This window comes from Saccharothrix variisporea (assembly GCF_003634995.1).
GTDB lineage: Bacteria > Actinomycetota > Actinomycetes > Mycobacteriales > Pseudonocardiaceae > Actinosynnema > Actinosynnema variisporeum.
Genome location: NZ_RBXR01000001.1, coordinates 1,483,700 through 1,508,735, shown reverse-complemented (window position 1 = coordinate 1,508,735; position 25,036 = coordinate 1,483,700). Strand labels below are relative to the sequence as shown.

General features: G+C 73.0%; 23 protein-coding genes. 13 read left to right on the top strand and 10 right to left on the bottom strand.

All coding sequences use genetic code 11. From position 1 onward, the window contains the following. Window positions 1–43: 43 nt before the first annotated feature. Window positions 44–418 carry a helix-turn-helix transcriptional regulator gene (locus DFJ66_RS06520; RefSeq protein ID WP_211351551.1) on the top strand — a complete coding sequence of 125 codons (375 nt, stop codon included), beginning with the start codon at window positions 44–46 and terminating at the stop codon, window positions 416–418. A 10-nt stretch (window positions 419–428) separates the two neighbouring features. After that, the gene (locus DFJ66_RS06515; protein WP_121230770.1) at window positions 429–839 is read left to right on the top strand and encodes a VOC family protein; all 411 of its coding nucleotides are present in this window, start codon (window positions 429–431) and stop codon (window positions 837–839) included. Between the two features lie 43 nt (window positions 840–882). Here DFJ66_RS06515 and DFJ66_RS44905 read toward each other — a convergent pair whose 3' ends face one another. Beyond that, window positions 883–3,171: a CHAT domain-containing protein gene (locus tag DFJ66_RS44905; RefSeq protein WP_147459182.1), complete on the bottom strand. Its 2,289-nt coding sequence runs from the start codon at window positions 3,169–3,171 to the stop codon at window positions 883–885. Between the two features lie 838 nt (window positions 3,172–4,009). Between DFJ66_RS44905 and DFJ66_RS06505 the strand changes: the two genes are divergently transcribed. Next, complete coding sequence (locus DFJ66_RS06505; protein WP_121218899.1) at window positions 4,010–4,975, top strand: pirin family protein; 966 nt, start codon at window positions 4,010–4,012, stop codon at window positions 4,973–4,975. Window positions 4,976–5,008: 33 nt separating this feature from the next. On the opposite strand, the gene DFJ66_RS06500 is transcribed toward DFJ66_RS06505, so the two are convergent. Beyond that, a complete protein-coding gene (locus tag DFJ66_RS06500; protein WP_246029611.1) occupies window positions 5,009–6,652 on the bottom strand; it encodes an alkaline phosphatase family protein in 1,644 nt (547 codons plus the stop codon). Between the two features lie 254 nt (window positions 6,653–6,906). On the opposite strand from DFJ66_RS06500, the gene DFJ66_RS06495 reads away from it, so the two are divergent. Further along, on the top strand, window positions 6,907–7,578 hold the full coding sequence (locus DFJ66_RS06495; protein ID WP_121218897.1) for a RibD family protein: 672 nt from the start codon (window positions 6,907–6,909) through the stop codon (window positions 7,576–7,578). Here the strand turns inward: DFJ66_RS06495 and DFJ66_RS06490 are convergent. Both DFJ66_RS06490 and DFJ66_RS06485 read right to left on the bottom strand, forming a co-directional pair. Continuing rightward, window positions 7,560–7,958, bottom strand: a complete 399-nt coding sequence (locus DFJ66_RS06490; RefSeq protein ID WP_121218895.1) for a DoxX family protein — start codon at window positions 7,956–7,958, stop codon at window positions 7,560–7,562. The genes DFJ66_RS06495 and DFJ66_RS06490 overlap by 19 nt on opposite strands. Then, on the bottom strand, window positions 7,951–8,748 hold the full coding sequence (locus DFJ66_RS06485; protein WP_121218893.1) for a CDP-alcohol phosphatidyltransferase family protein: 798 nt from the start codon (window positions 8,746–8,748) through the stop codon (window positions 7,951–7,953). The genes DFJ66_RS06490 and DFJ66_RS06485 overlap by 8 nt, the downstream gene beginning before the upstream one ends. Before the next feature lie 33 nt (window positions 8,749–8,781). Here DFJ66_RS06485 and DFJ66_RS06480 point away from each other — a divergent pair, with 33 nt between their 5' ends. Next, a complete protein-coding gene (locus DFJ66_RS06480) occupies window positions 8,782–9,741 on the top strand; it encodes a zinc-dependent alcohol dehydrogenase (protein WP_121218891.1) in 960 nt (319 codons plus the stop codon). Further along, entirely contained in the window at window positions 9,738–10,412 is a 675-nt protein-coding gene (locus tag DFJ66_RS06475) for a creatininase family protein (RefSeq protein WP_121218889.1), read from the top strand. The genes DFJ66_RS06480 and DFJ66_RS06475 overlap by 4 nt, the downstream gene beginning before the upstream one ends. Here DFJ66_RS06475 and DFJ66_RS06470 read toward each other — a convergent pair. From DFJ66_RS06470 to DFJ66_RS06455, 4 genes are read right to left on the bottom strand one after another with little or no spacing between them, the layout of a single operon-like run. Further along, window positions 10,341–11,180 carry a lysylphosphatidylglycerol synthase domain-containing protein gene (locus tag DFJ66_RS06470; protein ID WP_246029610.1) on the bottom strand — a complete coding sequence of 280 codons (840 nt, stop codon included), beginning with the start codon at window positions 11,178–11,180 and terminating at the stop codon, window positions 10,341–10,343. The two genes, DFJ66_RS06475 and DFJ66_RS06470, sit on opposite strands and share 72 nt — an antisense overlap. A gap of 26 nt (window positions 11,181–11,206) precedes the next feature. Continuing rightward, on the bottom strand, window positions 11,207–11,983 hold the full coding sequence (locus DFJ66_RS06465; RefSeq protein ID WP_121218886.1) for a methyltransferase domain-containing protein: 777 nt from the start codon (window positions 11,981–11,983) through the stop codon (window positions 11,207–11,209). Continuing rightward, complete coding sequence (locus DFJ66_RS06460; RefSeq protein ID WP_121218884.1) at window positions 11,980–12,993, bottom strand: glycosyltransferase family 4 protein; 1,014 nt, start codon at window positions 12,991–12,993, stop codon at window positions 11,980–11,982. The genes DFJ66_RS06465 and DFJ66_RS06460 overlap by 4 nt, the downstream gene beginning before the upstream one ends. Beyond that, complete coding sequence (locus DFJ66_RS06455) at window positions 12,990–13,388, bottom strand: 6-pyruvoyl trahydropterin synthase family protein (RefSeq protein ID WP_121230763.1); 399 nt, start codon at window positions 13,386–13,388, stop codon at window positions 12,990–12,992. Before DFJ66_RS06455 ends, DFJ66_RS06460 begins: the two co-directional genes overlap by 4 nt. A 67-nt stretch (window positions 13,389–13,455) precedes the next feature. Here DFJ66_RS06455 and ribA point away from each other — a divergent pair, with 67 nt between their 5' ends. Beyond that, window positions 13,456–14,127 carry a GTP cyclohydrolase II gene (gene ribA, locus DFJ66_RS06450; RefSeq protein WP_121218882.1) on the top strand — a complete coding sequence of 224 codons (672 nt, stop codon included), beginning with the start codon at window positions 13,456–13,458 and terminating at the stop codon, window positions 14,125–14,127. 58 nt (window positions 14,128–14,185) lie between these two features. Here the strand turns inward: ribA and DFJ66_RS06445 are convergent, their stop codons facing one another. After that, the gene (locus DFJ66_RS06445; RefSeq protein ID WP_121218879.1) at window positions 14,186–15,085 is read right to left on the bottom strand and encodes a PhzF family phenazine biosynthesis isomerase; all 900 of its coding nucleotides are present in this window, start codon (window positions 15,083–15,085) and stop codon (window positions 14,186–14,188) included. Further along, window positions 15,082–17,040: a leucyl aminopeptidase gene (locus DFJ66_RS06440; protein ID WP_425471109.1), complete on the bottom strand. Its 1,959-nt coding sequence runs from the start codon at window positions 17,038–17,040 to the stop codon at window positions 15,082–15,084. Before DFJ66_RS06440 ends, DFJ66_RS06445 begins: the two co-directional genes overlap by 4 nt. A 263-nt stretch (window positions 17,041–17,303) precedes the next feature. Here DFJ66_RS06440 and DFJ66_RS06435 point away from each other — a divergent pair, with 263 nt between their 5' ends. The 6 genes from DFJ66_RS06435 (at window position 17,304) to DFJ66_RS06410 (ending at window position 25,028) form a co-directional block, all read left to right on the top strand. Next, entirely contained in the window at window positions 17,304–17,822 is a 519-nt protein-coding gene (locus DFJ66_RS06435; RefSeq protein WP_121218874.1) for a GNAT family N-acetyltransferase, read from the top strand. Between the two features lie 156 nt (window positions 17,823–17,978). Continuing rightward, on the top strand, window positions 17,979–18,746 hold the full coding sequence (locus tag DFJ66_RS06430) for an AfsR/SARP family transcriptional regulator (protein WP_121218872.1): 768 nt from the start codon (window positions 17,979–17,981) through the stop codon (window positions 18,744–18,746). Window positions 18,747–18,830: 84 nt separating this feature from the next. After that, window positions 18,831–19,022: a DUF6229 family protein gene (locus DFJ66_RS06425; RefSeq protein WP_121218870.1), complete on the top strand. Its 192-nt coding sequence runs from the start codon at window positions 18,831–18,833 to the stop codon at window positions 19,020–19,022. 6 nt (window positions 19,023–19,028) lie between these two features. Then, window positions 19,029–21,866, top strand: a complete 2,838-nt coding sequence (locus DFJ66_RS06420) for a type 2 lanthipeptide synthetase LanM family protein (RefSeq protein WP_121218868.1) — start codon at window positions 19,029–19,031, stop codon at window positions 21,864–21,866. Next, a complete protein-coding gene (locus tag DFJ66_RS06415) occupies window positions 21,863–23,716 on the top strand; it encodes an ABC transporter ATP-binding protein (RefSeq protein WP_121218866.1) in 1,854 nt (617 codons plus the stop codon). The genes DFJ66_RS06420 and DFJ66_RS06415 overlap by 4 nt, the downstream gene beginning before the upstream one ends. Beyond that, on the top strand, window positions 23,709–25,028 hold the full coding sequence (locus DFJ66_RS06410; protein WP_121218864.1) for an FAD-binding oxidoreductase: 1,320 nt from the start codon (window positions 23,709–23,711) through the stop codon (window positions 25,026–25,028). The genes DFJ66_RS06415 and DFJ66_RS06410 overlap by 8 nt, the downstream gene beginning before the upstream one ends. Window positions 25,029–25,036: the final 8 nt, after the last annotated feature.

The following is a 25,036-nucleotide window of genomic DNA, read 5'->3' as shown; positions in this document are numbered from 1 at the left end:
GCCGTTGGACGACATCGTCCGGCTGCGTCGTGCCCGCGACACCATGGACCGGGACTACGCGCAGCCGCTCGACGTGACCGCGCTGGCCCGGGTCGCCCTCATGTCGCCGGGTCACTTCTCGCGCAGCTTCCGCGCCGCGTTCGGCGAGACCCCCTACAGCTACCTGATGACCCGCCGCATCGAGCGCGCGAAAGCTCTCCTGCGCCGTGGGGACCTCTCCGTCACCGAGGTGTGCTTCGCGGTCGGGTGTACGTCGCTCGGGTCGTTCAGCACGCGGTTCACCGAGCTGGTCGGGGAGAGTCCCAGCGCCTACCGGGCGCGCGACCACGAGGACGGTGCCGCCATCCCCGCCTGCATCGCGAAGATGTACCTGCGACCGATCAGGAACGGAGAAGCGAAACCGGGTCCCCGGAACTAGCGTGACCGGCATGGACATCAAGGTTTCCACCTGTTTCATCGCGGTCGACGACCACGACAAGGCGCTGGACTTCTACCGCGACGCGCTCGGCCTGGAAGTGCGCAACGACGTCGGTTTCGAGGGCATGCGCTGGGTGACCGTCGGCGCGCCGGGTCAGCCCGATGTGGACATCGTGCTCGAGCCGGCCGTCGCGACGCCCAACGCCACCGCAGCCGACAAGGAGGCCGCCGCCGAGCTGCTGGCCAAGGGGCTGCTGCGCGGTGTGATCTTCACGACCGACGACGTCGACGCCACCTTCGAGCGCATCCGCGCCGCCGGCGGCGAGGTGCTCCAGGAGCCGATGGACCAGCCCTACGGCGTCCGCGACTGCGCCTTCCGCGACCCGGCCGGCAACATGCTGCGGTTCAACCAGAAGAAGTGACCGTTCCCCGGGGCCTGCCGGAAGCACCCGGCAGGCCCTCGTCTCACCCCGCGCCGATGCACACGAACCCGGACGGGCCGACCTCCTGCTGAGCCAACGCCAGCGCGCGAGCCGGTGCCACGCCCGCCACCAAGTGCCGGTGCACGGCGGTCATCAACGGTTTGGTCTCGGCGTCCGGGATGGGCACCACGGACGCGATCACGCGGGCCGTGCCGCGTTCGATGAAGGTCGCGCTCAGGCCCAGCAGCTCGTCACCGGACACCACGACCGACCGGCCCACGTCGCACGCCGCCAGCAGCACGGTGTCCGGCACCCGCTTGAGCCGTTGCACGTCGTGCACGTTCAGCTGGCCGTCGTGCAACCGCAGCGCCGAGAACAGCGGGTTGTCCGACGCCAGGACGCCGTGCGTGGCGAGGTGCGCGGTGGCGGCCGTCTCCAGCGCCGACAGCACGGCCTCCACGGTCGCTTCACCGTCGACCAACGCTGTCCGGCCGTACAGGGCGGCCACCGCCTGCGCCTCCTCCCGCGCACCCGGCAGCCCCGGCCCGCCCGCCACCACGACCTCACCCGACGACGGTGGCCGGGTCGCCGCCTGGTGCCACAGCGCCGCCGACGGCGACACCGCCACCGGGCGTCCCGCGCACGAGGGCAGGACCGACCACGGCAGGCTGTGCAGAACCCCGGTCGGCACGACCACCAGCGGCCGGTCGCCCGGGAACGGCAGCAGCAGGGCGTCCAGGCGCGCGGCCACGTCCCGCAGCAGCACGGAGGCCCGCGCGGAACCCAGTCGCAACGCGAACGCCACCCGTTCCACCAGTTCGGCCACCTCCGCACCCGACGCCAGGTCGTGCAGCCGCAGCCGACCGTCCACCAGGGACACCGCCAGCAACCGGTCGTCCACTTGCACGTACTCGACCAGCACCCGGTCACCCAACGCCGCCGCCAGGTCCCGCACCGCCACCGGCCCCGGCAACGACACCTCGGCCCGCAACAGCCGGCTCCGGTCGCGGATGCGCCGTTCCAGTTCGACCTGGCGAGACACGAGCCGACCGGTGTACCGGCCCTCGGCCCGCGCCCGGTCCAACTCGGCGGTGACAACCCGCAACTCGGGCAGCAGCGCCGCCAGCCGTGGGTCGTCCGGCGGCCGGACCTGCCGCACCAGCAACCGACTGGCCCGCCCCCGCTCGGCCCACTCGAACACCCGAGCCGGACGCCCCTCCGCCAGCGCGATCCGCAACCCCACATCCACCAACTCGGCCCGGTGCGCAGCGGAGTACGCCCTCAGGTCGCTGGCCGCCAACGCCGCGTGGTGCTCGTCCAACACCCGCAGCCCTTGACGCGCCGCCCGCATCGCCCCTACCGGATCATGCCGCCTACGACGCAACGCCTCGGCGTACCAGCCCCGCGCCCGCAACGTCGCCGGCCCTCGCCGCCGCACCCGCGCCGCCTCCGCCAGATACCCGGAAGCCACGTCGTCCCGCCCCCGCGACTCGGCGAGCCGCGCCGCGTCCAACCGGGCCTGCACAGCGGCAAGCGGACGCCCGGCCAACGCCGCAACCGTGGCATCGACGTCCCGCGCGGCCACCCGATCCGGTTCACCCGCACCCAAGGTCGCCTGAAGCACCACCGCCCGCGCCAACGCGACCCACCGCGCCCGTCCCTGCCCCTTGAACCCCTGCAACGCGGTCCGGGCGTGCCCGGCAGCGGTCGTCCAGTCCCTTTCGGACAACGCCACCTGCGCCAGCAGCAACTGCATCTCCGGCACCTTCAACGTCCGCCCGTGCCGACGAAACGCCTCCACGGCCCGCAACGCGACCTGCCGCGCCTCCGTCATCAGCCCCACGGACAGCAGCAGCGCCGCCCGGTCCTGCAACACGGCGGCGACCTGCCCACCCTGACCGCCGATGATCCGCTCGGCCTCCTCGAACGCCGCCAGCGCCGCCGGCACGTCACCGCGCAACCCGGCCACGTACCCGATGTTGCCGGTGATGATCCCCACCGCCAGTTCCCGCCCGAGCTCCCGGGCGATCCCGTCCGCCTCGACCAGGTCCCGCTGCGCCGCCTCGAACTCGTGCCGCTCGGCCTGCAACAGCGCCCGGTTCACGATGGTCCGCTGCACCCCCAACCGATCCCCGGCCCGCCGCAACACCCGCACCGCGACCTGGTAGTCGGCGAACGCCTCGTCCAACCGCCCGATCTGGTGGAACACGGCCCCCCGCTGCGCCCGAGCCTTGGCCCCCGCCACCCCGGTCAACACCCGAACAGCGGCGTCAACCTCCCGCAACGCCGCTCGCGTGGACCCCCGCTGAGCCAAGGCGAACGCCATCTTCATCCGACTCCGCCCGGCAACCTCACCCCGCCCAACCCGCTCGGCACACCGCACAGACCGCCGCAAACGCCGAACGCACTCGTCCATGTCCCCGGTCTGCATCAAGGCATGCCCCCACGCCTGCTCCGCAACCGCGACAGCCTCGACATCCCCCTCCCGCTCAGCCCGCCGCAAAGCACGCTGAGCAGCAGGCACGGACCGAGCAGGATTGGCCTCAGCAAGCCGAACAGCCTCCCAAGCCTCTTCCACCGCAGACAGCGACGCCATACCCACAGCCTGCCCCCACCCCCTCACACCACCAACGCACCACTCACAACAATCCCGCCAACCGACAGCCCACCACCACCCGCCAACCGGCAGCCCACGCCCACCCGCCAACCGACAGAGCACCACCCCAACCACCCCCACCCCACCCACGGCACCGCACCCGGCAGTGCACCACCCTGCGCGCCCCACAACCCAGCCCGCTGTTCGGACCCGCCGGCCGCAAGCCCACGCGACCCACTACCCCACCGCCCGCGCCACGCCCGAAGGGCGGGTTGCGTTTCGCCGTGCTGCCAAGCCCACAGGAAGGGCCTCGGTTTCTTTCCCCGTCCGGCCTGGGCGCAGCCCAACCGCGCTTGGTCCGTTTGTGCAACCAGCTTTTCCGGTTGCTCAAACGGGCCAAGTGTGGTTGCCTCCGGCAGGCCGGACGGGGAAAGAAACCGACGCCCTTCCCTCCCCCGGGGGCCTGCCGCGCGGCGAGCGCCGCTTTTCAGCTTTTGCCGGCTCTTACTCCTCAGCTTGTGACTTCTGCTCCTTTGTACGATGGTCAGATGGTCATCACCCACGCGGTCCGGTCATGAGCAACGTCGAGGCGACACCCGCCGAACTGGTGTGCGGCAGCACCGCCGGCCACCACCCGGTCGAGGTGCTGACCCCTCGGGACGTCCCCCTCGGCGGACCACGGGCCATGTCGGTGCGGCGCACGCTCCCGCAGCGCGAGCGGACCATGATCGGGGCCTGGTGCTTCGCCGACCACTACGGGCCCGACGACGTGTCGGAGACCGGCGGGATGGACGTCGCCCCGCACCCGCACACCGGGTTGCAGACGGCCAGTTGGCTGTTCACCGGCGAGATCGAGCACCGCGACAGCCTCGGCGTCCACGCCCTGGTCCGCCCCGGCGAGCTGAACCTGATGACCGGCGGCTCGGGGATCTGCCACTCCGAGGTCTCCACGCCGACCACGACCACCCTGCACGGCGTCCAACTCTGGATCGCGCTGCCCGATGCCGACCGCGACGCTCCACGCGCCTTCCAGCACCACGTCCCCTCGCCCATCCCGCTCGAAGGCGCCGTGGTCCGGGTGTTCCTCGGAACCCTCTGCGGTGACACCTCCCCGGTGCCCACCCACACCCCGCTCCTCGGGGCGGAACTGGTGCTGGACAAGGACGCACGCCTCGCCCTCGACGTGGACCCGACGTTCGAACACGGCGTCCTGGTCGACCAGGGCTCGGCCACCCTCAACGGCACCCCGCTCAAGCGCGGCGAGCTCGGTTACGCGCCCACCGGCCCGACGAAACTCCACCTCCACAACCCCGGCGACGACCCCGCGCGCCTCGTGCTGCTCGGCGGGACCCCGTTCGGCGAGGAGATCGTCATGTGGTGGAACTTCGTCGGCCGCACCCACGAGGAGATCGTCCGGTTCCGCGACGAGTGGCAGGCCGAGTCCGACCGCTTCGGCCGCGTCGAGGGCTACCCGGGCAACCGCCTCCCGGCCCCGCCCCTCCCCACCGGCCGCCTACGCCCCCGCGGCAACCCGCACTAACACAACCCGCACTTAAGTCAACCCGCACTAAACCTAGAACGCACCCAGGAACCGGTCCCGAAAGCTCTCCATCGGCCACACCGGAGCCGCCTCACCCGGCCGCAACCCTTCCGACCACCCCCACCCCGCAACCCGCGCCACCACACCCGGGTCCCGAGCGACAACGGTGATCGGCACGTCCCGAGAAGCCCCGGCCCCGGTCACCACCTGGGCCGGCTGGTGGTCGCCCAAGAAGACCAACACCAACTCCTCATCCCCGTAGTGCTCGACGTACGACACCAACGTCTCCACCGAGTACTCCACCGACCGCCCGTAGTCGGCGCGCACCTGCCGAGGGTCCCGGCTGAAGATCGCGTCCGGCGCGACCTCGCCCGACGCCATCGACCCGAACACCGACCCGTCACCCAACGACTCCCACGGCACCAACCGCGGCAACGGCCCCCAAGGCGCATGCGAGGTGACCAGCGGAATCGTCGCCATGACCGGCCTTCCCCGCTCCCGCCCAGGCCCCCGCTCCCGCCCCGGCCCCCGTTCCAGCCGCTCGAAGGCCGCCAACGTGAACTGGTCCGGCGTGGTCGCGTACCCGAACCGCGGCCCCCGGTACCCCAGCCGGTCCGCCGGATAAACGCAGTCGTACCCGAAGAACGCCCCCTCCGGCCAAGCCCGCGTGATACCCGGCATGACTCCGACCGTCCGCCACCCGGCCCGCTCAAAAGCGGCGCTCAACGTCATCCGGTCACTGCTCACCAGCGTCCGGTACCGCTGCTGGTTGTCGACGTACAACCCGGACAACAGGGTCGCGTGCGCCAACCAACTCCCACCGCCGGCCGTAGACGAGGTCAGGAACGCGCTGCGCGCCCCGAACCCGGCCGCCGCCAACCGCCGCGTCCCGTCGTCGAGGACTCGCGCAACCCCGGCATCGTCAACAGCCGCCCGCCCGTAGCTCTCCACAAAGACAACCACAACGTCCTTGCCCCGCAACGACGTCAGCAGCCGCTCACCCGGAACGTCCCGAAACGCGTCCACCGACGCCGACTCCGCGAACGCCTCCCGGTCGTGCAACCCAGCCCGCACCTGCCGCGCGTGCTCGTACACGAACGCCGCCGCACTGTTCGACGCCACCGGCACCCCCGGCAACGCCAGGCTGATCCACCCGACCGCCACCACGGCCACGACCCGGGTGGCGACCAGCCGTCGCCGCACCACGATCCGGCTCAACCGCAGCACCGCCACCACGCACAGCACGACCACGCCCACCGCCACCAGCACCGCGCCCACCACCGCCGCACCGGCCGCCACCGACCCTGCCGTCACGGACACGAAGTCCACCGCGGGCTCGAACAGCGGCCAGTCCAGCACCGGGTCGAACGGCCGGTACAGCACCAGGTCGAACCCGATGTCCAGCACCTTCAGCACCACCACCAGCCCGAGCGCCGCCCCGCCGACCCCGGCCACCACCCACCGCGCCCGACCGGGCACGACGAGCACGAGCACCACCCCGAGCAGCCCTTCGACCGGCACCCGCAGGAACGCACCCACCGTGAACCGCTCCAGGTCGGCCGGCGCCACCAGCGCGAACACCACCAGCAACGCCGCCGCCACGCTCACCACTCGCGCCGGCACACCCCGCCGACGGCCCACAGCCAGGAACCGGCGCGGAGCCAAGAACTCGTCCACCCCTCGGACAACGCACGACCGGCGCACCCGGTTCAGACCTCGCCCACGCTGACGCGCGCGACGCGCCCGCACTCGCCCGCACTCGCCACGCCGAGGCGCGTGACCCGTCCGCACCGAGGCACGCGACGCGTCCGCACTCGCCCACGCTGACGCGCGCGACGCGCCAGCACTCGCCCACGCTGACGCGCGCGACGCGCCAGCACTCGCCCACGCCGAGGCGCGTGACCCGCCCGCACTCGCCTACGGTAGGGCGCGTGACCCGCCCGCACGTGCTGCTCAGCGTCGCCGTCAGCGTCGACGGTTACATCGACGACCGGGGCGCGGACCGGTTCCCGCTGTCCAACGCCGAGGACTTCGACCACGTGGACCGCCTGCGCGCCGAGTCCGACGCGGTCCTGGTCGGCGCGGAGACCCTGCGCCGGGACAACCCGCGCCTGCTGGTCAACAGCGCCGCGCGCCGGGCGGACCGGGTGTCCAACGCCAAACCCGAGTACCCGATGAAGGTCACCGTCACCGGGTCCGGCGACCTCGACGCCGACCTCCAGTTCTGGCACCACGGCGGCGTCAAGCTCGTCTACACCACCGACACCGGCCGTCGACTCGCCGAGGCGACCCTGCGCGACCTGGCGACCGTCGTCACCCTCGGCCACCGCGTGGACTTCGGCCGCCTGCTGGACGACCTGGGCGCGCGGGGCGTCGAGCGGCTGATGGTGGAGGGCGGTGGCCGCATCCACACCGCCTTCCTCGCGGAGGGCCTGGCCGACGAGATCCGCATGGCGGTCGCGCCGATGCTGATCGGCCAGGCCACCGCGCCGCGGTTCCTGCACCCGGCCCGGTTCCCGGGCGGTCCCGCGCGTCGGTTCCACCTGGAGGACGTCACCCGGCTCGGTGATGTCGCCGTCCTCCGCTACTTCCCGAAAACCTGAGCCACGACGGCCTTGACGGTGTCCCGCCGCAGTACGGCGATCACCAGCGCCACCAGCCCCAACAACGCCGGCAGCTTCGCGTCCCCGTGGTCGAGCAGGAACAGCTCGGTCGTCACCGCCCCGACCATGACCCCGAACAACCCCAGCGCGGCCAACCCGCACAGCCGGGGGATGAGCAGGCCCAGCGCACCGGCGATCTCCAGCGTGCCGGTCAGGTAGCGCAGCCACTGGCCGAAGCCGATCTCGTCGAACTTCTTCACGAAGTCGTCGCCGAACAGCAGCCACCCGCTGTAGAGGAAGTAGGCGGCCAGCGCGAGCTGGAGCGCCCAGACGACGATGTTGCCCACCTTCACCGGCACCGAGGCGGTCTGGTCAGACACGGGCGTATCCCTTCACCGGCGCGGCACCCACCGCCGCGCGAACCCTGTTCCGCCACAGCCACCGCACGTCGCGGCCGAACGACCACACCAGCGCCGCCAGGGCCACCACCACGAGGACCGACCCGAACGGCAACCCGGCCACGGCCACCACCAGCAGGACGCCCTGCCCGGCCGCCACGGTCTTGCGCGCGAAGCTCGGCGGCAGCTCCCCGCGCAACCACGGCGCCACCCAGGACGCCGCCACGAACACGTACCGCATGGCACCGATGGCCAGTGCCCACGGCCCGAACACCAGGGCCGCGTGCACGCTGAGCACCAGGATCAGGAACGCGTCGACCTCCATGTCGAACCGGGCGCCCAACGGGGACGCGGTGCCCGTCCGGCGTGCCACCTGCCCGTCCACGAAGTCCAACGCCAACGCGACCGCCGCGAGCACGACCACGACGCCCGCCACCCCACCCAGTTGCACCCGGTCGGCGACCACCCCGCCCAGCTGAACCCGGTCGCCGGCCAGCACGCCCCGGTCGACCACCAGCGCGGTCACCCCGCCCACCAGCAGCCCCCGCGCCAACGTCACCCGGTCGGCCGGTCCAAGAGCGCGAACACCGCCCCGAGCCATCGCCGAGCCCAGCAGCGCCCACGTGGCCAGCCCGTACGCCAGGCCCGCGAGCCAACCCAGCGGGCCCAGCCCGACCGCGCCGCCGAGCCCGGCCAGCACCAGTACCTGGGCGCCCGCCCACGCGGCCTGTTCCGGGACGGCCGGCGCGGCGGTGTGCTGAAGTGTGCTCATCGTGCCCCTCGGTCGGTTTTCGGAGGTTGCTGGATGACACGCTCCGCGAGGGCGGTTTGGTTCACCGGACCGGGCAAGAGCGAGATCCGACTCACCGGGGTACCCGACCCCGGCCCCGACGACGTGCTGGTCCGGACCCTGTTCAGCGGGGTCAGCCGGGGCACCGAAGCGCTCGTGCTGCACGGCGGGGTGCCCGAGAACCAGCACGCGGTCATGCGCGCCCCGTTCCAGGAGGGCGACTTCCCGTGGCCGGTCAAGTACGGGTACCTCAACGTCGGCGTGGTCGAACAAGGACCCTCCCACCTGCGCGGACGACCCGTGTTCTGCCTCTACCCGCACCAGACGCACTACGTGGTCCCGGCCTCGGCGGTGACCCCGGTCCCGCAGACCGTGCCACCCGAACGGGCGGTGCTCGCCGGCACCGTCGAGACCGCCGTGAACGCCCTGTGGGACGCCCGCCCGCTGGTCGGCGATCGGGTCGCGGTGGTCGGCGGCGGCATGGTGGGCTGCGCGGTCGCCGCCCTCCTCGCCCGGTTCCCCGGCGTGGACCTCCAACTGATCGACACCGACGAAGAACGCGCGTCCACCGCCGCCGCCCTGGACGTCGACTTCGCCACCCCTGCCGACGCCCGCCGGGACCTCGACCTCGTCGTCCACGCCAGTGCCTCCGAAGCGGGCCTCGACACCGCGCTGAACCTGCTCGCTCGCGAGGGCACGGTCGTCGAACTGAGCTGGTACGGCTCCCGCCGGGTCGCCGTGCCGCTGGGGGAGCACTTCCACTCCCGCCGGCTGACCGTGCGCGCCAGCCAGGTCGGCACCGTCGCCCGCCCGGACCGCACGTTCGCCGAGCGCATGGCCCTGGCCCTGGACCTGCTCGCCGACGACCGCTTCGACGCGCTGATCTCGGGGGAGAGCGGCTTCGCCGAGCTGCCGGACGTGCTCACGCGGCTGCCCGCGCTGTGCCACCGCGTTCGGTACGGTGCCGACGCATGATCACCCTGGCGACGACCGAGGACGTCCGGGAGCGCGGCGCGGCGGTCGCGGTGCTCCCGGTGGGCAGCTTCGAGCAGCACGGCCCGCACCTGCCGCTGGCCACCGACACGATCATCGCGTGCACCATCGCGCAGGCCATCGCCGACGCGTACCCGGTGCGGCTCCTGCCGCCGATCACCATCTCCTGCTCCCACGAGCACGCGGCCTGGCCCGGCACGGTCAGCATCTCCGCGCGCACCCTCTACTCCGTGATCACGGACATCGCCGAGTCGCTGCACGGGATCCCTCTCGTGGTCGTCAACGCCCACGGCGGCAACTACGTCCTGTCCAACGTGGTGCAGGAATCCCCTCGGATGGCGCTCTACCCGACCTCGGCGGACTGGGCGGAGGCCCGCGCGGCGGCCGGCATCGAGACCCCGTCGACCACCGACATGCACGCCGGCGAGATCGAGACGTCGATCCTGCTGCACGCCCACCCCGAGGTCGTGCGCCCCGGCTACGAGACCGCCGACCACGTGGCCGACGACCGCCGGCACCTGCTGACCACCGGCCTGGCCCCCTACACCGCGTCGGGCGTGGTCGGCCGGCCGTCCCGCGCGTCAGCCGACAAGGGCCGGGACCTGCTCGCGGCGCTGGTCACCGGGTTCGGCCGGCACCTGGCGACGCTGTAGCAGCACGACGACCCCGGGCAGGCTCGCCACGAACGCCAGCACCCCGTACACCACCGCCGTGGTCACCCCGAGCGCCGCGCCCAGCCCGGTCGCCCCGAACGCCACCGCCAGGAACGCCTCCCGCGGCCCGAACCCGCCCACGTTCACCGGGACCGCCATCACCACCAGCGCGAGCAGCGCCAACGGCACCAGCTCCCCAACCGATGCGGACACGCCCGCCACCCGCGCCGCCACGAGCAACATCCCGACATGCCCACCGACCGTGACCAGCGAAAACGCCACCACCCGCCAGGACAGCACCGCCCGTCCCCACACGGCGACCCCGAGCAGCACCACCCCCAACGCGGCCAGCAGCACGTCCCGTCCCGGCATCCCCGGCACGTCCACCGGCCACACCACCACCGCGACGACGGTCACCACGACCAGCACGACCTGCCCGGCGACCCGTTCCACCACCACGGCCCGCAGACCCCGCCGAACGTCCCCGACGTCCCGCCCGTGCCGCACCGCCCGGTGGACGTCCCCGAGCACCCCGGCCGGCAGCACCGCGTTGAGCAGCAGCCCCCGGTAGTAGTCGGCGACCGCTCCGCGAACCCCGATCGCCATCCCCATCCCGCGCGCCACCTCGCACCACCGCAGCGCGCTGAACACGGTCGTCACCCCGCCGATGACCAGCGCCACCACGACCGCCCACCACGACACGGCCCGAACACCGTCGACGAACGCGCCGGCCCCGAGCTTCACGCCGAGCGCCACCAACACCCCCACGGGCAACCCGACCCGCAGGACCGCCGTCAGGGCACGGCCAACAGGTCCACGTGGTGCACCACCGCCCGCGCCGACTCCCGCCGCCGCAGGTACCCGTCCGCTTCCCCGGCCAACCCGGGCTCCTGCTCGCACGCCGCCTCCACCCACCCGCGCATCCACTCCCGGACCAACGCCCCCGGCCGCAGCCGCCACGGGCTGGGCCGGGTCTCCACCCGTGCGCCCAGCCCCTCGAACGCCTCGACCGCCACCGCCGGCGCGTCCGGCCCCAGGAGCCCGTCCCGCCGCTGGTGGGCGTTGAAGGCGTCCTGCAAGCGCGCGTCGAGCGGGTCGGCCGGGTCCAGTTCGACCCGACCGGCCACCGACAGCGTGAACAACGCGGGCACACCCGCTTCTACGCAGGCGGCGGCCAAGGAGTTCACCTGGTCGCGGGTCAGCAGGTCCAACAACGCCGACGCCGTGACCAGCGACGCGCCCGCCAGGTCGGCGGCACCCAGCGCCGTCAGGTCGCCCAGTCGCGTCTCGACCGTCACCCCGCTCGTCCCGACCGTCACCCCGCTCAAGGACGCGCCCGCCAGTTCCAGCAGGCGCGGGTCGCGGTCGTGCAGCACCCAGTGCTGCGGACCACCCAGCCGCGCGGACAGCCACCGTCCCATCGATCCCGTGCCACACCCCAGGTCACGGATGACGAGGGGCTCCCGGTTCACCGCGAGCAGATCCCGAGCCCGGTCCGCCAGCTCACCCGACCGCGCCTCGGCGTCGGCGTCTTCCCGCAGTGCCAGCCATTCCGGCGCGAATCCCGTCATGCGCGCAGACTAGCCAGCACCGCCCCCACACCCTTGACCGTTTCGTCCCAAGTGGACAACTCGCCCCGCCGCCGCGACGCCGCCCCGCGCAACTCCTCCCGCAGCTCAGGCGACTCGAACCACCGGCGCAAGGCCCCCGACCACGCCTCCACGTCCCCGCTGGGCAGCAGCAGCCCACCACCCGCCAGCGCGTCCGGCACGGCACTGGCCATGACCGGCACCGCACGCGCCAGCGCCTCGGTCACCACCATCCCGTACGTCTCGGCCCACGACGGCAGCACGAACAGGTCCGCCCGCTCGTACTCCCGTTCCCACGAGCCCCCCACCAGCGGCCCGACCCACTCGACCCGCTCGGCGAACCCCGAGGTCAACTCCCTCACCGCGGCCAGGTGCCCCGCGTCGGGCGTCGGCCCGACCACCGCCCACACCCACCGGTGGTCCAGCACGGTCGCCAACGCCCGAGCCAGCACGTCATGCCCCTTGCGCGGCGTAACCGACGCCACGGTGAGCAGCCTCGACACCCCGTCGGTCCCGCTCGCGACCGCCGCCGGCTCCACGCCCGGCGGCACGCTGTGCACCCGCCCCAGCCCGTGCCGCTCGGCCACTCGCGCCGCCGCCCCGGCACCGGTCGCGATCACCGCCGACACCCCGCGCAGGCACTCCCGCTCGGCCGCGTCCAACCGGGCAGCGACGGCAGGCGACAGCCCCACCTCCTCCGCCAGGGGGAGGTGCACCAACACCGCCACCCGCACCCTGCGGGCGTGCGGCAGGACGACCTCGGGCACCCCGCACGCCACCAGCCCGTCGACCAGCACCACCTCGCCGTCCGGCACCTGTGCCAACGCCTGGTCCAACGCACGCCGGGACGCCTCGGACGGCTGTGGCCAAGTCCCCGCCACGAGCACGTCCCGCGCGCCCAGACCTGCGGAAACCCGCCGGTCGTAGCCGTTGCCGCCGCTGGGTGCGGCGGGGTCGGCGACGCCGGCGGGCACCACGAACCACCAGGTCACAGCGACCGCTCGTAACTCGCCCAGGCCACGTGCGACTCGTGCAGGGTCACCTCGATGCCGCTCAGGCCGAGCGCGCCCGGCCCCAGCGCGCCGTCGTGGACGCGGTCGGCGAGCCGGTCGGCGATGTGCTTGGCGAGGAACTCCGTCGAGGTGTTGACCCCGGCGAACTCGGGCACGTCGTCCAGGTTCCGGTAGTTCAGCTCGGCCAGCACGGCGCCCAGCTCGCGGGTGGCCAGTCCGATGTCGACGACGATGTTGTCCGAGTCGAGATCAAGGCGTGTGAACTTCGCGTCCACCACGAACGTTGCTCCGTGCAGGCGTTGCGCCGGACCGAACACCTCGCCGCGGAAGCTGTGGGCGACCATCACGTGGTCGCGGACGGTGATGCTGAACAGGGTGACCTCCACCGGGTGTGCGAGTTACGGTGCAACCACCGCCCGAGCGTAATGACGAAGGGACCGGATGTACGAGCACGCCTTCCGCGACGAGGACGTCGCCGAGTCCGACCTGGTGACCCGTCGGGGGACGTTCCGCGCCGTGGCCTTCCGCGCCGACGGCCACGAGCACATGGCCCTGGTGCACGGCAGGACCAGGATGCGCGAACACGTCCTGGTCCGCGTCCACTCCGAGTGCATGACCGGTGACATCTTCGGCGCCATGCGCTGCGAGTGCGGCGAACAGCTGGACGCCGCACTGGACGCCATCGTCCGGGAGGGCAGCGGCGTCCTGGTCTACCTGCGGGGCCACGAGGGCCGCGGGATCGGCCTGGTGGAGAAGGTCAGGACCCACGTCCTCCAAGACGAGAAGGGTCTGGACACCCTCGACTCGGCCACCACCCTGGGCCTCCCGGTGGACACGCGCGACTACACCCCGGCCGCCCGGGTCCTGCACCACCTCCGGGTGCAGTCGGTCCGCCTGATGTCCAACAACCCGGACAAGGTCGCGGCCCTGGAACACCACGGCATCCGGGTCACCGCCCGCGTCCCGCTCCTGATCCCCCCGAACCCGCACAACATCGCCTACCTGCGCGCCAAGCGCGACCGCCTGCACCACGACCTGCCGCAGGTGGCCGCACCCGAGCAGTCCACTGTGGACCGCCGTGGGGTCGGTGTTCGGCCGACCGGGAGCGGCTGATGCAGTGGGCGCTCGGTCCGCCGCCGCAACCACCATCCACTCAGGACAGTTGTCCTGTTCAGATGGTCAACTCGGCGCGGAAGGCCGTGGTCGCGTCACCGCTGATGGACACCGACAGCGTGTCGTCCGGCTGGACGTCCACGCGCACGCGCACCTCGCCCCTACGGCCCATCGCGGCTCCCTGGCGCCCGGTGAAGGAGAGGGTTCCGCCCGGCGCGGGCACCATGCCGTGCCGCACCAGGTAAGCACCGAGCGGCCCGTGGCCGTTGCCGGTCACTGGGTCTTCGGCGATGCCGATGGCGGGAGCGAACATCCGCGCCCACGTGAGCACGTCCGGCTCGAGGGTGGCTCGGGTGAAGACGAAGAAGCCGTTGGTGTCCACCTCGCGGCTGAGCGCGGTCAGCCCGACCGGGTCCGGCCTCAGCGCGTCCACGGTGGTGTGGTCGCGGAGCTCCACCAGCACCTTGGCGTGCCCCGTCGACACGACCTGGACCGGACCGCCGTCCGCGAGGTCGGCGGGCGTGGCGCCCAAGGCTCGCAGCAGCCGGTCCACCTGCCCGCCGGTCAGCTCCGGTCCGAAGGTGGCGGTGCCCTGGTGCATGCCGATCCGCACCCGGTCGCCGTCGCGGTGGACCTCGACCCGTTGGAGCAGCCCGCCGCCGGTCTTCTGCACCAGCGAGCACGAGGGCAGCCCGTACTCGACCGCCCGCGCGAAGTGCGCCGCCACGGTGGCGTGGCCGCAGGTCGGGACCTCGACAGTCGGGGTGAAGAAGCGGACCCGCACGTCGTGGTCGGCGGCGTCCGCGGGCAGCACGAACGCCGTCTCCGAGTTGTTCAGCTCGCGCGCGACCGCGAGCATGTCGGCGTCGGTCAGGCCCGTCGCGTCCAGCACCACGCCCGCCGGGTTGCCGGTGAACGGGGTGACGGTGAAGGAGTCGACCTGGTAGAGGGTCCTCATCGGGTCCGCCAGGCGACGGCGTCCGCGGCCACCCCGAACCCGTGGTGGAGCCCGGCCACCTGGAGCACGGCCCGCGCCGGCCGGTGCTCGCCGAAGACCTCGGCGAAGACGGCGTCGACCGCGTCCCACTCGGCGATGTCCACCACGTAGAGGGTGACCTTGGCGATGGAGCGGGCACTGCCGCCGGCGGACTCGACGATGGTCACGACGTTGGCCAGCGCCTGACGCGCCTGCTCGGCGACGGGGGAACCGGGGGTGACCCCACCGCCGACGGGCAGCTGCGCGGACACGTGGACGGTGCCGTCAGGGGTGGTGGTGGCCTGCGCGTAGTGGCCGAACGGCGTCGGCGCCGCGGGGGCGATCACCTGGGCGACAGGGGTCATCGGGCGCGTCTCCGATCCGGCCGGTGTTGTCGTGGCGGCGATGTCCTCCGCCAGCCGGACGAGGGTTCGGACGGCGGACCCCGTGCCGCCTCGGGGCGTGTAGCCGTGCGGTTCGCCCTCGTGGAAGGCCGGTCCGGCGATGTCCAGGTGCGCCCAGGCGGTGCCCTTCGGCACGAACTCCCGCAGGAACAGCGCGGCCGTGAGGCCGCCGCCCATCCGCTCGCCCGTGTTGGCGATGTCGGCGATCGGGGAGTCCAAGCCCTTGCGCAGGTGCGCGGGCAACGGCATGGGCCACGCTTGCTCACCGGCCTGCCCGGCGGCGTCCAGGACCCGCGCGCGGAAGTGGTCGTCGTCGGACATCACGCCGAAGACGCGGTCGCCCAGGGCCATCCTCATCGCGGCGGTCAGCGTGGCCACGTCGACCAGGAAGTCCGGCTCCTCCTCGGTCGCGCGCACGATCGCGTCGGCGAGCACGAGCCGACCTTCGGCGTCGGTGTTGAGCACCTCGACGGTCTTGCCGCCGTACATCCTGAGCACGTCACCGGGGCGCAGGGCCGAACCGGACGGCATGTTCTCCGCCAGCGCCAGCCAGCCCGTGACGTTCACCGGCAACCCGAGCCGGGAGACGGCCACCACCGCGGCGAACACGGCGGCGGCGCCCGACATGTCGCGCTTCATGATCTCGTTGGCGCCCACGGGTTTCAGCGAGATGCCGCCGGAGTCGTAGGTGATGCCCTTGCCGACCAAGGCGAGACCGGTCATCGCCCCGGGGTGGACGTGGGCGACCCTCACCAGCCGGGGCGGGTTGGCCGAACCCCTGCCCACCCCGAGGATGCCGCCGAACCCGCCCTCGGCGAGCGCGGTCTCGTCGAGCACCTCCACCCGGAGCCCGTGCTGCTCGCCGACCGCCCGGACGGTGGCGGCGAAGGTGTCGGGGCACAGGTCGTTCGCCGGCATGTTGACCAGGTCGCGCGAGCGGTTGACCTCCTGCGCGACCACGGTCGCCCGCCGCACGGCGGCGTCGGTGTCCGCCCGGCGTTCGGGGGTGGTGGGGAGCACCAGCTCACCGACCGGCGGCTTGCCCCGGTCGCCGGTGCGGTAGGCGGTGAACGCGTACGCGCCGAGGAGGCCGCCCAGTGCCACGGCTTCCGCGGCCTCGGCCGTCCCGACCGGCAGCGCGAGGACCGCTTTTCCGACGCCGGCCAGGGATCGGGCGGCCACCCCCGCGGCCCGCCGCAGGACTTCGGCGGCGCAGCCGTCAGGGGCGCGGTCGTCAGGGGCGCGGTCGTCGGGGTCGCAGTCGTCAGGGTCGCAGTCGCCGAGACCGACCGCGAGGAGGAGCCCGGCCTCGATGCCACGGGGGGCGACCAGCTTGGCCACCTCGCCCTCGGCACCCGTCATGCCGAGCGCGCCCAGGACGGCGGCCGGCGAGCCGTCGAACGCCTCGACCAGCGCCTCGGCCCCGGGGGCGAGCGCCGGGCCGTGCGGTCCCCGGGTCACTCCCACCACTACGGCGTCCGCGCGCAGGCGCGCGAGAGGAGAGACGCTCACAGTCGCTCTGGTCACTCGGATGTGTCCTGTTCTTCCGCGGTGTTGCCGACGCCGTGAAACGGTGCCTCGTGCAACGCGTAAGGTAAAGTGAAAAGATCTTCACGCGGATTAAGGCGCGCTACAGGGTGGCTTTCGTCGCCAAGGCGTTCAGAGGTCGCGGGCGCATGTCGGGTGCGGGGTTGGCACTCCATCCACTGTGGACCGGGCACGAGTGCGTGTTGGGCCTGCGGTGACTCGACGTAGAGTCGCAATACGGACCGACCGGGTGAACTAGGGGGACGAGCGTGGAGATCCGTCGGGGTGGCTTGGACGACCTGCCGTCGGTGATGGCGATGCTGGACGGCGCGGTGGAGTGGCTGGGTTCGGAGGGGCGCACCGGGCAGTGGGGCACCGAACCGTGGTCGACGAACCCGGAGCGCGTCCGCAAGATCACCGAGAAGCTGCGGGACGAGACCGTGTGGATCGCGGAGGTCGACGGTGAGCCCGCCGGTGCGCTCACGCACTCCGAGCGGCCCATGGAGTACGTGCCGCAAGTCGAGGAGCCGGAGCTGTACATCAGGTTGCTGGTGACCTCCCGCAAGCACACCGGCAAGGGAGTCGGCAGCGCGCTGCTCGACCACGCCCGCGAGCAGGCCCGGCAGCAGGGCATCGACCTGGTCCGCGTCGACTGCTACGCGGGCGGGGACGGCCGGCTGGTGGAGTACTACAAGCGCAACGGTTTCCAGCCCGTGCAGACCTTCCTGGTCGGCGAGTGGCCGGGCCAACTGCTGGTCGACCGGGTCGGTCCACGCGCCGCTGAGTGACCGGCCGGACACGCCCCGCTGCACCGAAAAGGCGCGAAAACCCTTACCACTTCGCGAATACGCAGTCTCGCCGGACCGCCGGGTCCGCCGCGCGGCACAACCGCCGGTTCGTCGCCAATCCTGGTGGACCTGAGCGGTTCGGCGAGGGGTGGGGCGATGGCGGTCCTGGTGTTGGGTCGGCCCGCGGTGCGCGGTCGTGGTGTCACGCGGCACCCCGCGCGGCGGATGGTGCGCATCCTGTTGGGGGTGCTGGCGATCCGGGCCAACCGGGCGTTGCCGCTGGAGTGGGTGATCGACGCGCTGTGGCCGGGGAAGCCGCCCGCGTCGGCCGCCGCGAACGTCCGCTCGCACCTGGCCGAGTTGCGGCGACTGCTGGCCGACCTCGCGCCGGGCGGCCCGTGCATCGTGACTTCCCGTGACGGGTACGTGCTGGCCGCCGCTCCCGACGCTGTGGACGTGACGCGGTTCCAACGCCTGGTGCGGGAAGGGCGTGAGCTGCGCGCCCACGGCGAGGACGCCGCCGCCGCGCACTCGTTGGAGCGGGCGGTGGTGTTGTGGCGCGGTCCGGTGATGGCGGGTGCGCCGGTTCCGGACGTCGTGCGGCCGGACGTGACGGTGCTGGAGGAACAGCGGCTGTGCGCCATCGAAGACCTCGCGGAAGTCCGGCTGGCGCTGGGGTTCCACGCCGACCTGGTCGCCGCGCTGGCCGGTCTGGTGGTCGAACACCCGCTGCGGGAACGGCTGTGGCGGCTCTTGGTGGGCGCGTTGGCGGCGTCCGGTCGGCGCAGTGAAGCCCTTGCGGTGTACGGGAGGTTGGTCCAGGTGCTGGACGCGGAGCTCGGCGTCGAGCCCAGTGCCGCCACGACGTCGCTGTACGAGTCGGTCCGCCGCGACGGGCGCGACGCCGGGGCGGGGCGTGACTGACCGCCGGGGCGCTGCTTCCGCGTGTGCGCTGCCGTGTGCATCCCATTTCTACACTCGCCGCTCCTGTCCACGGAAGGAGTTCGGATGACCACCGCACTGCTCGAAAGCGCCGAGGAACTGGTGGCCCGCTGGCGCGCGGGGCTGGACGACGTCGACAACCCGGCCGGCCCGCTGTTCGCCAACGGGGAGTTCGCCGAGGGTGACATCGTGGCGTGCAACCCGCCCGGCAGCCGCTGTTCGTCGTGCACGGCGTCCCGTCCGGTGTACTGCTGCTGACCGGACATGACCGGTGACGAGGTCGGCGCACTCGACCGAACCCTGGACTGGCTGATCGGTCCCGCGTCGGACCGGTTGGCCCGCTGCCTGGCCGAGGTCGCCGACCTCGGCGCCGCCGAGGCGGACGCCGTGCTGTCCGCCACCCGTGACGTCCTGCTGGACGTGGTGCGGCGCAAGGTCGTCCGCGTGCTGGTGCTGGAGCTCAACGCCGCCCGCGTGACCGGCAGGCTCACCGCACCGGACCCGGCGGGCCGCTGGACGGAGTTCCTGGACACCGCCGCACAACCGGCGTTCTGGGACGACCTGACCCGCCACTACCCGAACCTGGTGTCCCGCCTGCGCACCACGGTCGACAACCGGGTCGACGCGATCCACCTGATGGCGCACCGCTTCGCCGCCGACCGCCACCGCCTGGCCGAGCTGCTCGGCACCGACGCCGGCGAGCTGGTGAAGGTCGAGTTCGGCGCGGGCGACAGCCACCACGGCGGCCACACCGTGACCCTCGTGCACTGCACCGGCGGCACCGTCGTCTACAAGCCCCGGCCGATGCGGGTGGACCAGCGCCTGGCCGAGCTGCTGGCCGTGCTCACCGCCGGCGACGAGCACCCGATCCGCGTGCCCGGCGCGCTCGTCCTCGACGGCTACGGCTGGGCCGAGCACGTGGCCCACCGCTACTGCGCCACCGACACCGAACTGGACGCCTTCTACCGCAACCTCGGGCACTGGCTGGCGGTCATGCGCCTGGTCGCGGGCACGGACCTGCACGCGGAGAACATCATCGCGTGCGGCCCCGTGCCGGTCGTCGTGGACTGCGAGAGCGTCTTCACGCCCCGACCACCGCACCCGCCGACCGGCGCGGGCGAGGCCACCGACAAGGTCGCCGAGCAGCTCAACGGGACCGTGCTGCGCACCGGCCTGCTGCCCGGCCGGGGCGCGGGCCTGGGGTGGCGCGGCGTGGACGGGTCCGCGATGGGCGGCCTGCCCGGCGAGCAGCCCGACATCGGCCTGCCCGACCTGGTCGGCGCGGGCACCGACACCGCCCGCGTGGCGATCGTGCCCTCGCAACCGCCGCCGACGCGCAACCTGCCCAGCCCGCACCCGCGCCTGGCGCACCACTGGCCGGGCGTGGTCGCCGGGTTCGACGAGATGGCCGCCCGCATCAGCGCGCTGGACGCCGAGGGCCGCCTGGAGCCGCTGCTGGCGAGGTTCGCCGACTGCGTGGTCCGCGTGATCGTCCGGGACACCGAGTCCTACACCGAGCTGGCCCGCATGCTCTGGCACCCGGCCGGTCTGCACAACCAGGAGGCCGCCGAGAACAAGGCCCGCGCGCTGCTGGCCCGCCACTCGATCAACACGCGCGGGCCGGGCGACCCGGACGTGCACGCGGCGGAGGTCGCGGAGCTGCTGGTGGGGGACATCCCGGTGTTCACCACGACCCCGGCCGAGGGGTGGCTGCACACCCCGGGCGGCCTGGTGTGCGGTCCGCGCGTGGACCAGGTGGCGTTGGCGTTGCACAACTGGCGCACGGCGGACTTCGCGCTGGAACGCCGGGTCACGCACGCCGCCCTGGTCAGCGCCTACCTGAACCAGGGGGCGGAACCAGACCTGAGCCGCATGTCGTCCGGCACACCCGACACCTCCGATGCAGACACCCGAAGGCGCAGGCTGGCCGCTGACCTGATGGCCGAGTTGTCGGCGGAAGCCGTGCGCGGCAGCGACGCCACAGCCACGTGGTTCGCGCCCATCCTCGACCGCTCCGGCTGGCAGACCACACCCCTGACCCCCGACCTGTACGGCGGAACCCTGGGCGTGGCGGTGCTCCTGGCCGGGTATGAGCACGAAGTCCGAGCGGGGCGCGCAGACGCCGTCGAAGGCGTGGCGGACCTGGTGCAAGCCACCGTCCGCACGGCCCGGCTGACGCAGAAGTGGTGGGCGGCCCAAGCCGAACACACCCGCCGCCGACCCGACCCGGCCGGTGGTTACATCGGGTTGGGCTCCCAGATCTGGTGCTGGCTCACCCTCGACCGCCTAGGCCTGGACTGCGTGGAAGACGCCCTTTTCCTGGCCCGCCAACTCCCCGACTCGTTAACGGCAAGCGAAGGCCCGGACCTCGTGGTCGGCACCGCCGGCGCGATCGTGCCACTCCTCGCGCTGGCCGCCCGCACCGGCGACCGGACCTGGACCGACCTGGCGCTCACCGCAGGCGACAAACTGGCACAAGACGCCGTCCGCGCCGACGGAGTCGTCCGCTGGCCCGCACCGAACTGGCCCGGCGGCATCGGCGGGTTCGCCCACGGGGCCACGGGTATCGGGTGGGCGCTGGCGAAACTCGGTACGGCCACGGGAGAACAGCGGTTCGCTGCGTTGGTCGAGGGTGCGGCGAGGTTCGAGGAGACCTGGTACAGCCCCGGGAGACAAGCCTGGATGGACCCGCGCGAACCGGACACCATCGCCGCGGCCTGGTGTCACGGCGCGGTCGGCGTGGGCCTCGCGGCGGCCGACGTCCCGGCCCTGGCGGGCGAGGACGTGCTGCGGCGCGCGGCGTTCTCGGCGTACCGGGACGGCCTGGGCTGGACGCACACCCTGTGCCACGGCGACACCGGCGTCTGGGAACTGCTCACCACCGCCTCGGACCACGGCGTCGCCCCGGACGGGCTCGACCGCGCGACCCTCGACGCGACCGTGCTGGGCAGCCTGGAGGCCAACGGCGTCACCACGGGCCTGGCGCGCGAGGTGTACTCGCCCAGCATCATGTCCGGCTCGGGCGGGGTGGCCTACCAGCTGCTGCGCATGCACCCGGACTGCGACCTGCCCTCCGTGCTGCTGCAAGGCGAGGTGCGATGACCGATCCCCGTGACGGCAACCTGGTCACCCCGCACTGGCAGCTGGACGACTCGTCGGCCACCCGGCGCAGCCTGAGGGACGTCCCGGCGGCGACCTGGCCGGTGCTCAAGACCATCCGCCACGCGGCACCCGGTGCGGCGCTGGCGGTCGCGGTCATGCAGGTCGTGTCGGGGCTCGCGGCGGCGTTCGGCCTGTTCGCCACCACGGGCGTGCTGACCGACCTGCTCGCCGGCGGCCCGACGACCGACCGGGTGGTCGCCGCGTTGCCGAACCTGCTGCTGGTGGCCGGCGCGTTCGGGCTGCGCGGCGCGATGGACGTCGGTGTCGCGCTCGCCCACGCCCGCGTCACGCCGTCCGTGCGGCGGCTGGCCGAGGAACGCCTGTACGCGGCGAGCCTGGGCGCGGACCTGGCCGCGTTCGACGACGCCCGTTTCTACGACCGGATGCACCGCGCCCGCGACCGGGGCCTGTTCTTCCTCGAACGCGCGGCGGACAACCTGGTCGAGCTGGTCGGCTCGCTGATCGGGATCGCCGCCGCCGCGGGCAGCCTGGCCGTCCTGCACCCCGTGCTGCTGCCGGTGCTGCTGCTCGCGGTGCTGCCGGACGGCTGGGCCGTGCAGCGGGCGGCGCGGCTGGCGTACGCGAGCGTGGGGCGCACGGTCGTGCTGGACCGGCGGGTGCAGATGGTGTCCGACCTGGCCACCGAACGGGAGCCGGCCGCCGAGATCCGGGCCTACCAGGCGGAGCCGTTCGTGCTGGACGAGTACCGGCTGGCGGCGGACCCGCTGCGGGACGAGGACGTCCGGCTGGCCACCGCGCAGGCCCGGGTGCGCGGGGTCGGGCGGGCGCTGGCCGGGCTCGGCCTGGCGGTGACGTACGTGGTGCTGGGCCTGCTGGTCCGGTACGAGTGGGTGCCGCTGGCCGTCGCGGGCACGGCGGTGATCGCGATCCGGGTGGCCACGACCGCGTTGAACCGGCTGGTGCTGGCGGCCAACCAGCTCGTGGAGCAGGGCCTGTACATCGCGGACTACCAGGAGTTCCTGGCGTCGGCCGCCCAACCGCCACAGCCGACCACGATCGACCTGGACCCCGGCCGGGTGTCCCTGCACGACGTGACCTTCCGCTACCCCGACAGCACCCGACTCGCGCTCGACGGCGTCACGCTGACCGTCGAACCCGGCGAGACGGTGGCCCTGGTCGGTGAGAACGGGTCGGGCAAGACGACGTTGGCCAAGCTCATCGCCGGTCTCTACGCGCCCACCTCGGGCCGCGTGCTGTGGGGCGAGCACGACATCGCGTCGGCCGACCGGTCGAGCGTGGCATCGCAGGTGATGATGGTGTTGCAGGACCCCGTCCGCTGGCCGCACACCGCCCGCGTGAACGTGCGCGTGGGTCGGCACGACCGGCCCGACCCGGACGGCGTGGCGGTCAAGCAGGCCGCGAGCCAGGCCGGTGCCGACGAGGTGGTGGACGGCCTGCCCGCCGGGTGGGAGACGTTGCTGTCCAAGCAGTTCCGGGGCGGCGTGGAGCTGTCCGGCGGGCAGTGGCAGCGCCTGGCGGTGGCCCGCGGCCTGTTCCGGGACGCGCCCCTGCTGATCTGGGACGAGCCGACCGCCCCGCTGGACGCCAAGGCCGAGTTCGCCGTGTACGAGTCGTTGCGGGCGTTGGCGGCGGACCGGACCGTCGTGCTGATCACCCACCGCCTGGCCAGCGTCCGGCACGCCGACCGCATCCTGCTGCTGCACGAGGGGAAGCTGGTCGAGCAGGGCACGCACGCCGAGCTGCTGGCCCTGGGCGGCCGGTACGCGGACCTGTACGAGCTGCAAGCCCGGATGTACGCCGATGCCTGACCTCGTGCGCCCGTCCGACCCCCGCTACGCGTTGTCCCGCAGCCAGTTCATCGGCCGCCCGGTCGAAGTCCTCCCGCACGCCATCGCCCTCTGCCCCGACACCGACGCCGTGGTGGACGCCCTGGCGTGGGCACGGTCGCACGACATGCCGTTCGCGATCCGGGGCGGCGGCCACAGCAACGCCTGCCACTCCAGCACCACCGGCCTCCTGATCGACCTGACCCCGAACAACGACATCAAGCCCGACACGACGACGGTCACGGTCGGCGCGGGCGTGCGGGTAGGTGAGGTGGCGGCTGCTCTTGACGCCCGTGTGGTGCCGTCCGGCTCGTGCCCGTCGGTCGGGTTGGTGGGAGCGGCGTTGGGCGGCGGGTTCGGCAGCCACGGGCGGCTGCACGGGCTGACGTGCGACGCCCTGCTGTCGGCCGAGGTCGTGCTGGCGGACGGCCGGGTCGTGCACACCGACGACGAACCCGAACTGCTGTGGGCCTTGCGCGGTGCCGGCGGCGGCAACTTCGGCGTGGTCACCAGAGCGACCTTCCGCACCTTCGCCACCACCCCGCGCACCCACTTCCGCCTGGAGTGGCCGTGGCACCGGGCTCCGGAGCTGATCCGGTGGTGGCAGGAATGGGCCCCGTTCGCCGCCGACGCCGTCGCGGCCGAGCTGGTCCTGATGTGCCCGCAGTTCCCGGAGGAGGACCCGGTGGCCCTGCTGCTCGGCGCCGCCCCTCGTGTCCCAGCCGTCCCGCTGGAACCGACCGCGGCGGAAGTGGTGGAGCTGTCCGCCTTCGACGCGGCCCGCCTGCACGCCACCCCGTACTCGGCGGCGGCCCTCGACCCGACGAGGATCCCGCTCGTCCACGACCGGCCGGGGATGTCCACCGCCAAGACCGAGTTCTTCGACCGGCCACTGCCCGACAACGCCATCGCCGCCTTGCTGCGCCACTTCACGTCGAACCGGCAGATGGGCGAGCTGCGCGAGATCTCCTTCACCCCGTGGGGCGGCGCCTACCGCCGGGCGACCGACACCGCTTTCGCCCACCGCGGCCCGCACTTCCTGGTCAAGCACACCGTCCTGGTCGGCCCCGGCGGCGCGGCCCGGCGGGGCGGGGAAGTCCTGGCGTGGCTGGCCGAGAGCTGGGACCTCGTCCACCCCTGGGGCACCGGCGGGGTCTACCCGAACTTCCCGGACCCGGCCCTGCCCGACTGGCTGACCGCCTACTACGGCCACCACGCCGACCGGCTCAGGGCGGTGAAGCGCCGCTACGACCCGGACGACGTCTTCCACTTCGCCCAGTCGATCCCGCTCTGAATTCGGGT

Excerpts from the sequence above, each read along its gene's own strand:
- DFJ66_RS06430 (WP_121218872.1), top strand. The coding sequence starts at position 17,979 with ATGGCGGTCCTGGTGTTGGGTCGGCCCGCGGTGCGCGGTCGTGGTGTC.
- DFJ66_RS44905 (WP_147459182.1), bottom strand. The coding sequence starts at position 3,171 with ATGAAGATGGCGTTCGCCTTGGCTCAGCGGGGGTCCACGCGAGCGGCG.
- DFJ66_RS06420 (WP_121218868.1), top strand. The coding sequence starts at position 19,029 with ATGACCGGTGACGAGGTCGGCGCACTCGACCGAACCCTGGACTGGCTG.
- DFJ66_RS06480 (WP_121218891.1), top strand. The coding sequence starts at position 8,782 with ATGACACGCTCCGCGAGGGCGGTTTGGTTCACCGGACCGGGCAAGAGC.
- DFJ66_RS06505 (WP_121218899.1), top strand. The coding sequence starts at position 4,010 with ATGAGCAACGTCGAGGCGACACCCGCCGAACTGGTGTGCGGCAGCACC.
- DFJ66_RS06425 (WP_121218870.1), top strand. The coding sequence starts at position 18,831 with ATGACCACCGCACTGCTCGAAAGCGCCGAGGAACTGGTGGCCCGCTGG.
- DFJ66_RS06445 (WP_121218879.1), bottom strand. The coding sequence starts at position 15,085 with ATGAGGACCCTCTACCAGGTCGACTCCTTCACCGTCACCCCGTTCACC.
- ribA (WP_121218882.1), top strand. The coding sequence starts at position 13,456 with ATGTACGAGCACGCCTTCCGCGACGAGGACGTCGCCGAGTCCGACCTG.
- DFJ66_RS06410 (WP_121218864.1), top strand. The coding sequence starts at position 23,709 with ATGCCTGACCTCGTGCGCCCGTCCGACCCCCGCTACGCGTTGTCCCGC.
- DFJ66_RS06515 (WP_121230770.1), top strand. The coding sequence starts at position 429 with ATGGACATCAAGGTTTCCACCTGTTTCATCGCGGTCGACGACCACGAC.
- DFJ66_RS06475 (WP_121218889.1), top strand. The coding sequence starts at position 9,738 with ATGATCACCCTGGCGACGACCGAGGACGTCCGGGAGCGCGGCGCGGCG.
- DFJ66_RS06520 (WP_211351551.1), top strand. The coding sequence starts at position 44 with ATGGACCGGGACTACGCGCAGCCGCTCGACGTGACCGCGCTGGCCCGG.
- DFJ66_RS06465 (WP_121218886.1), bottom strand. The coding sequence starts at position 11,983 with ATGACGGGATTCGCGCCGGAATGGCTGGCACTGCGGGAAGACGCCGAC.
- DFJ66_RS06415 (WP_121218866.1), top strand. The coding sequence starts at position 21,863 with ATGACCGATCCCCGTGACGGCAACCTGGTCACCCCGCACTGGCAGCTG.
- DFJ66_RS06485 (WP_121218893.1), bottom strand. The coding sequence starts at position 8,748 with ATGAGCACACTTCAGCACACCGCCGCGCCGGCCGTCCCGGAACAGGCC.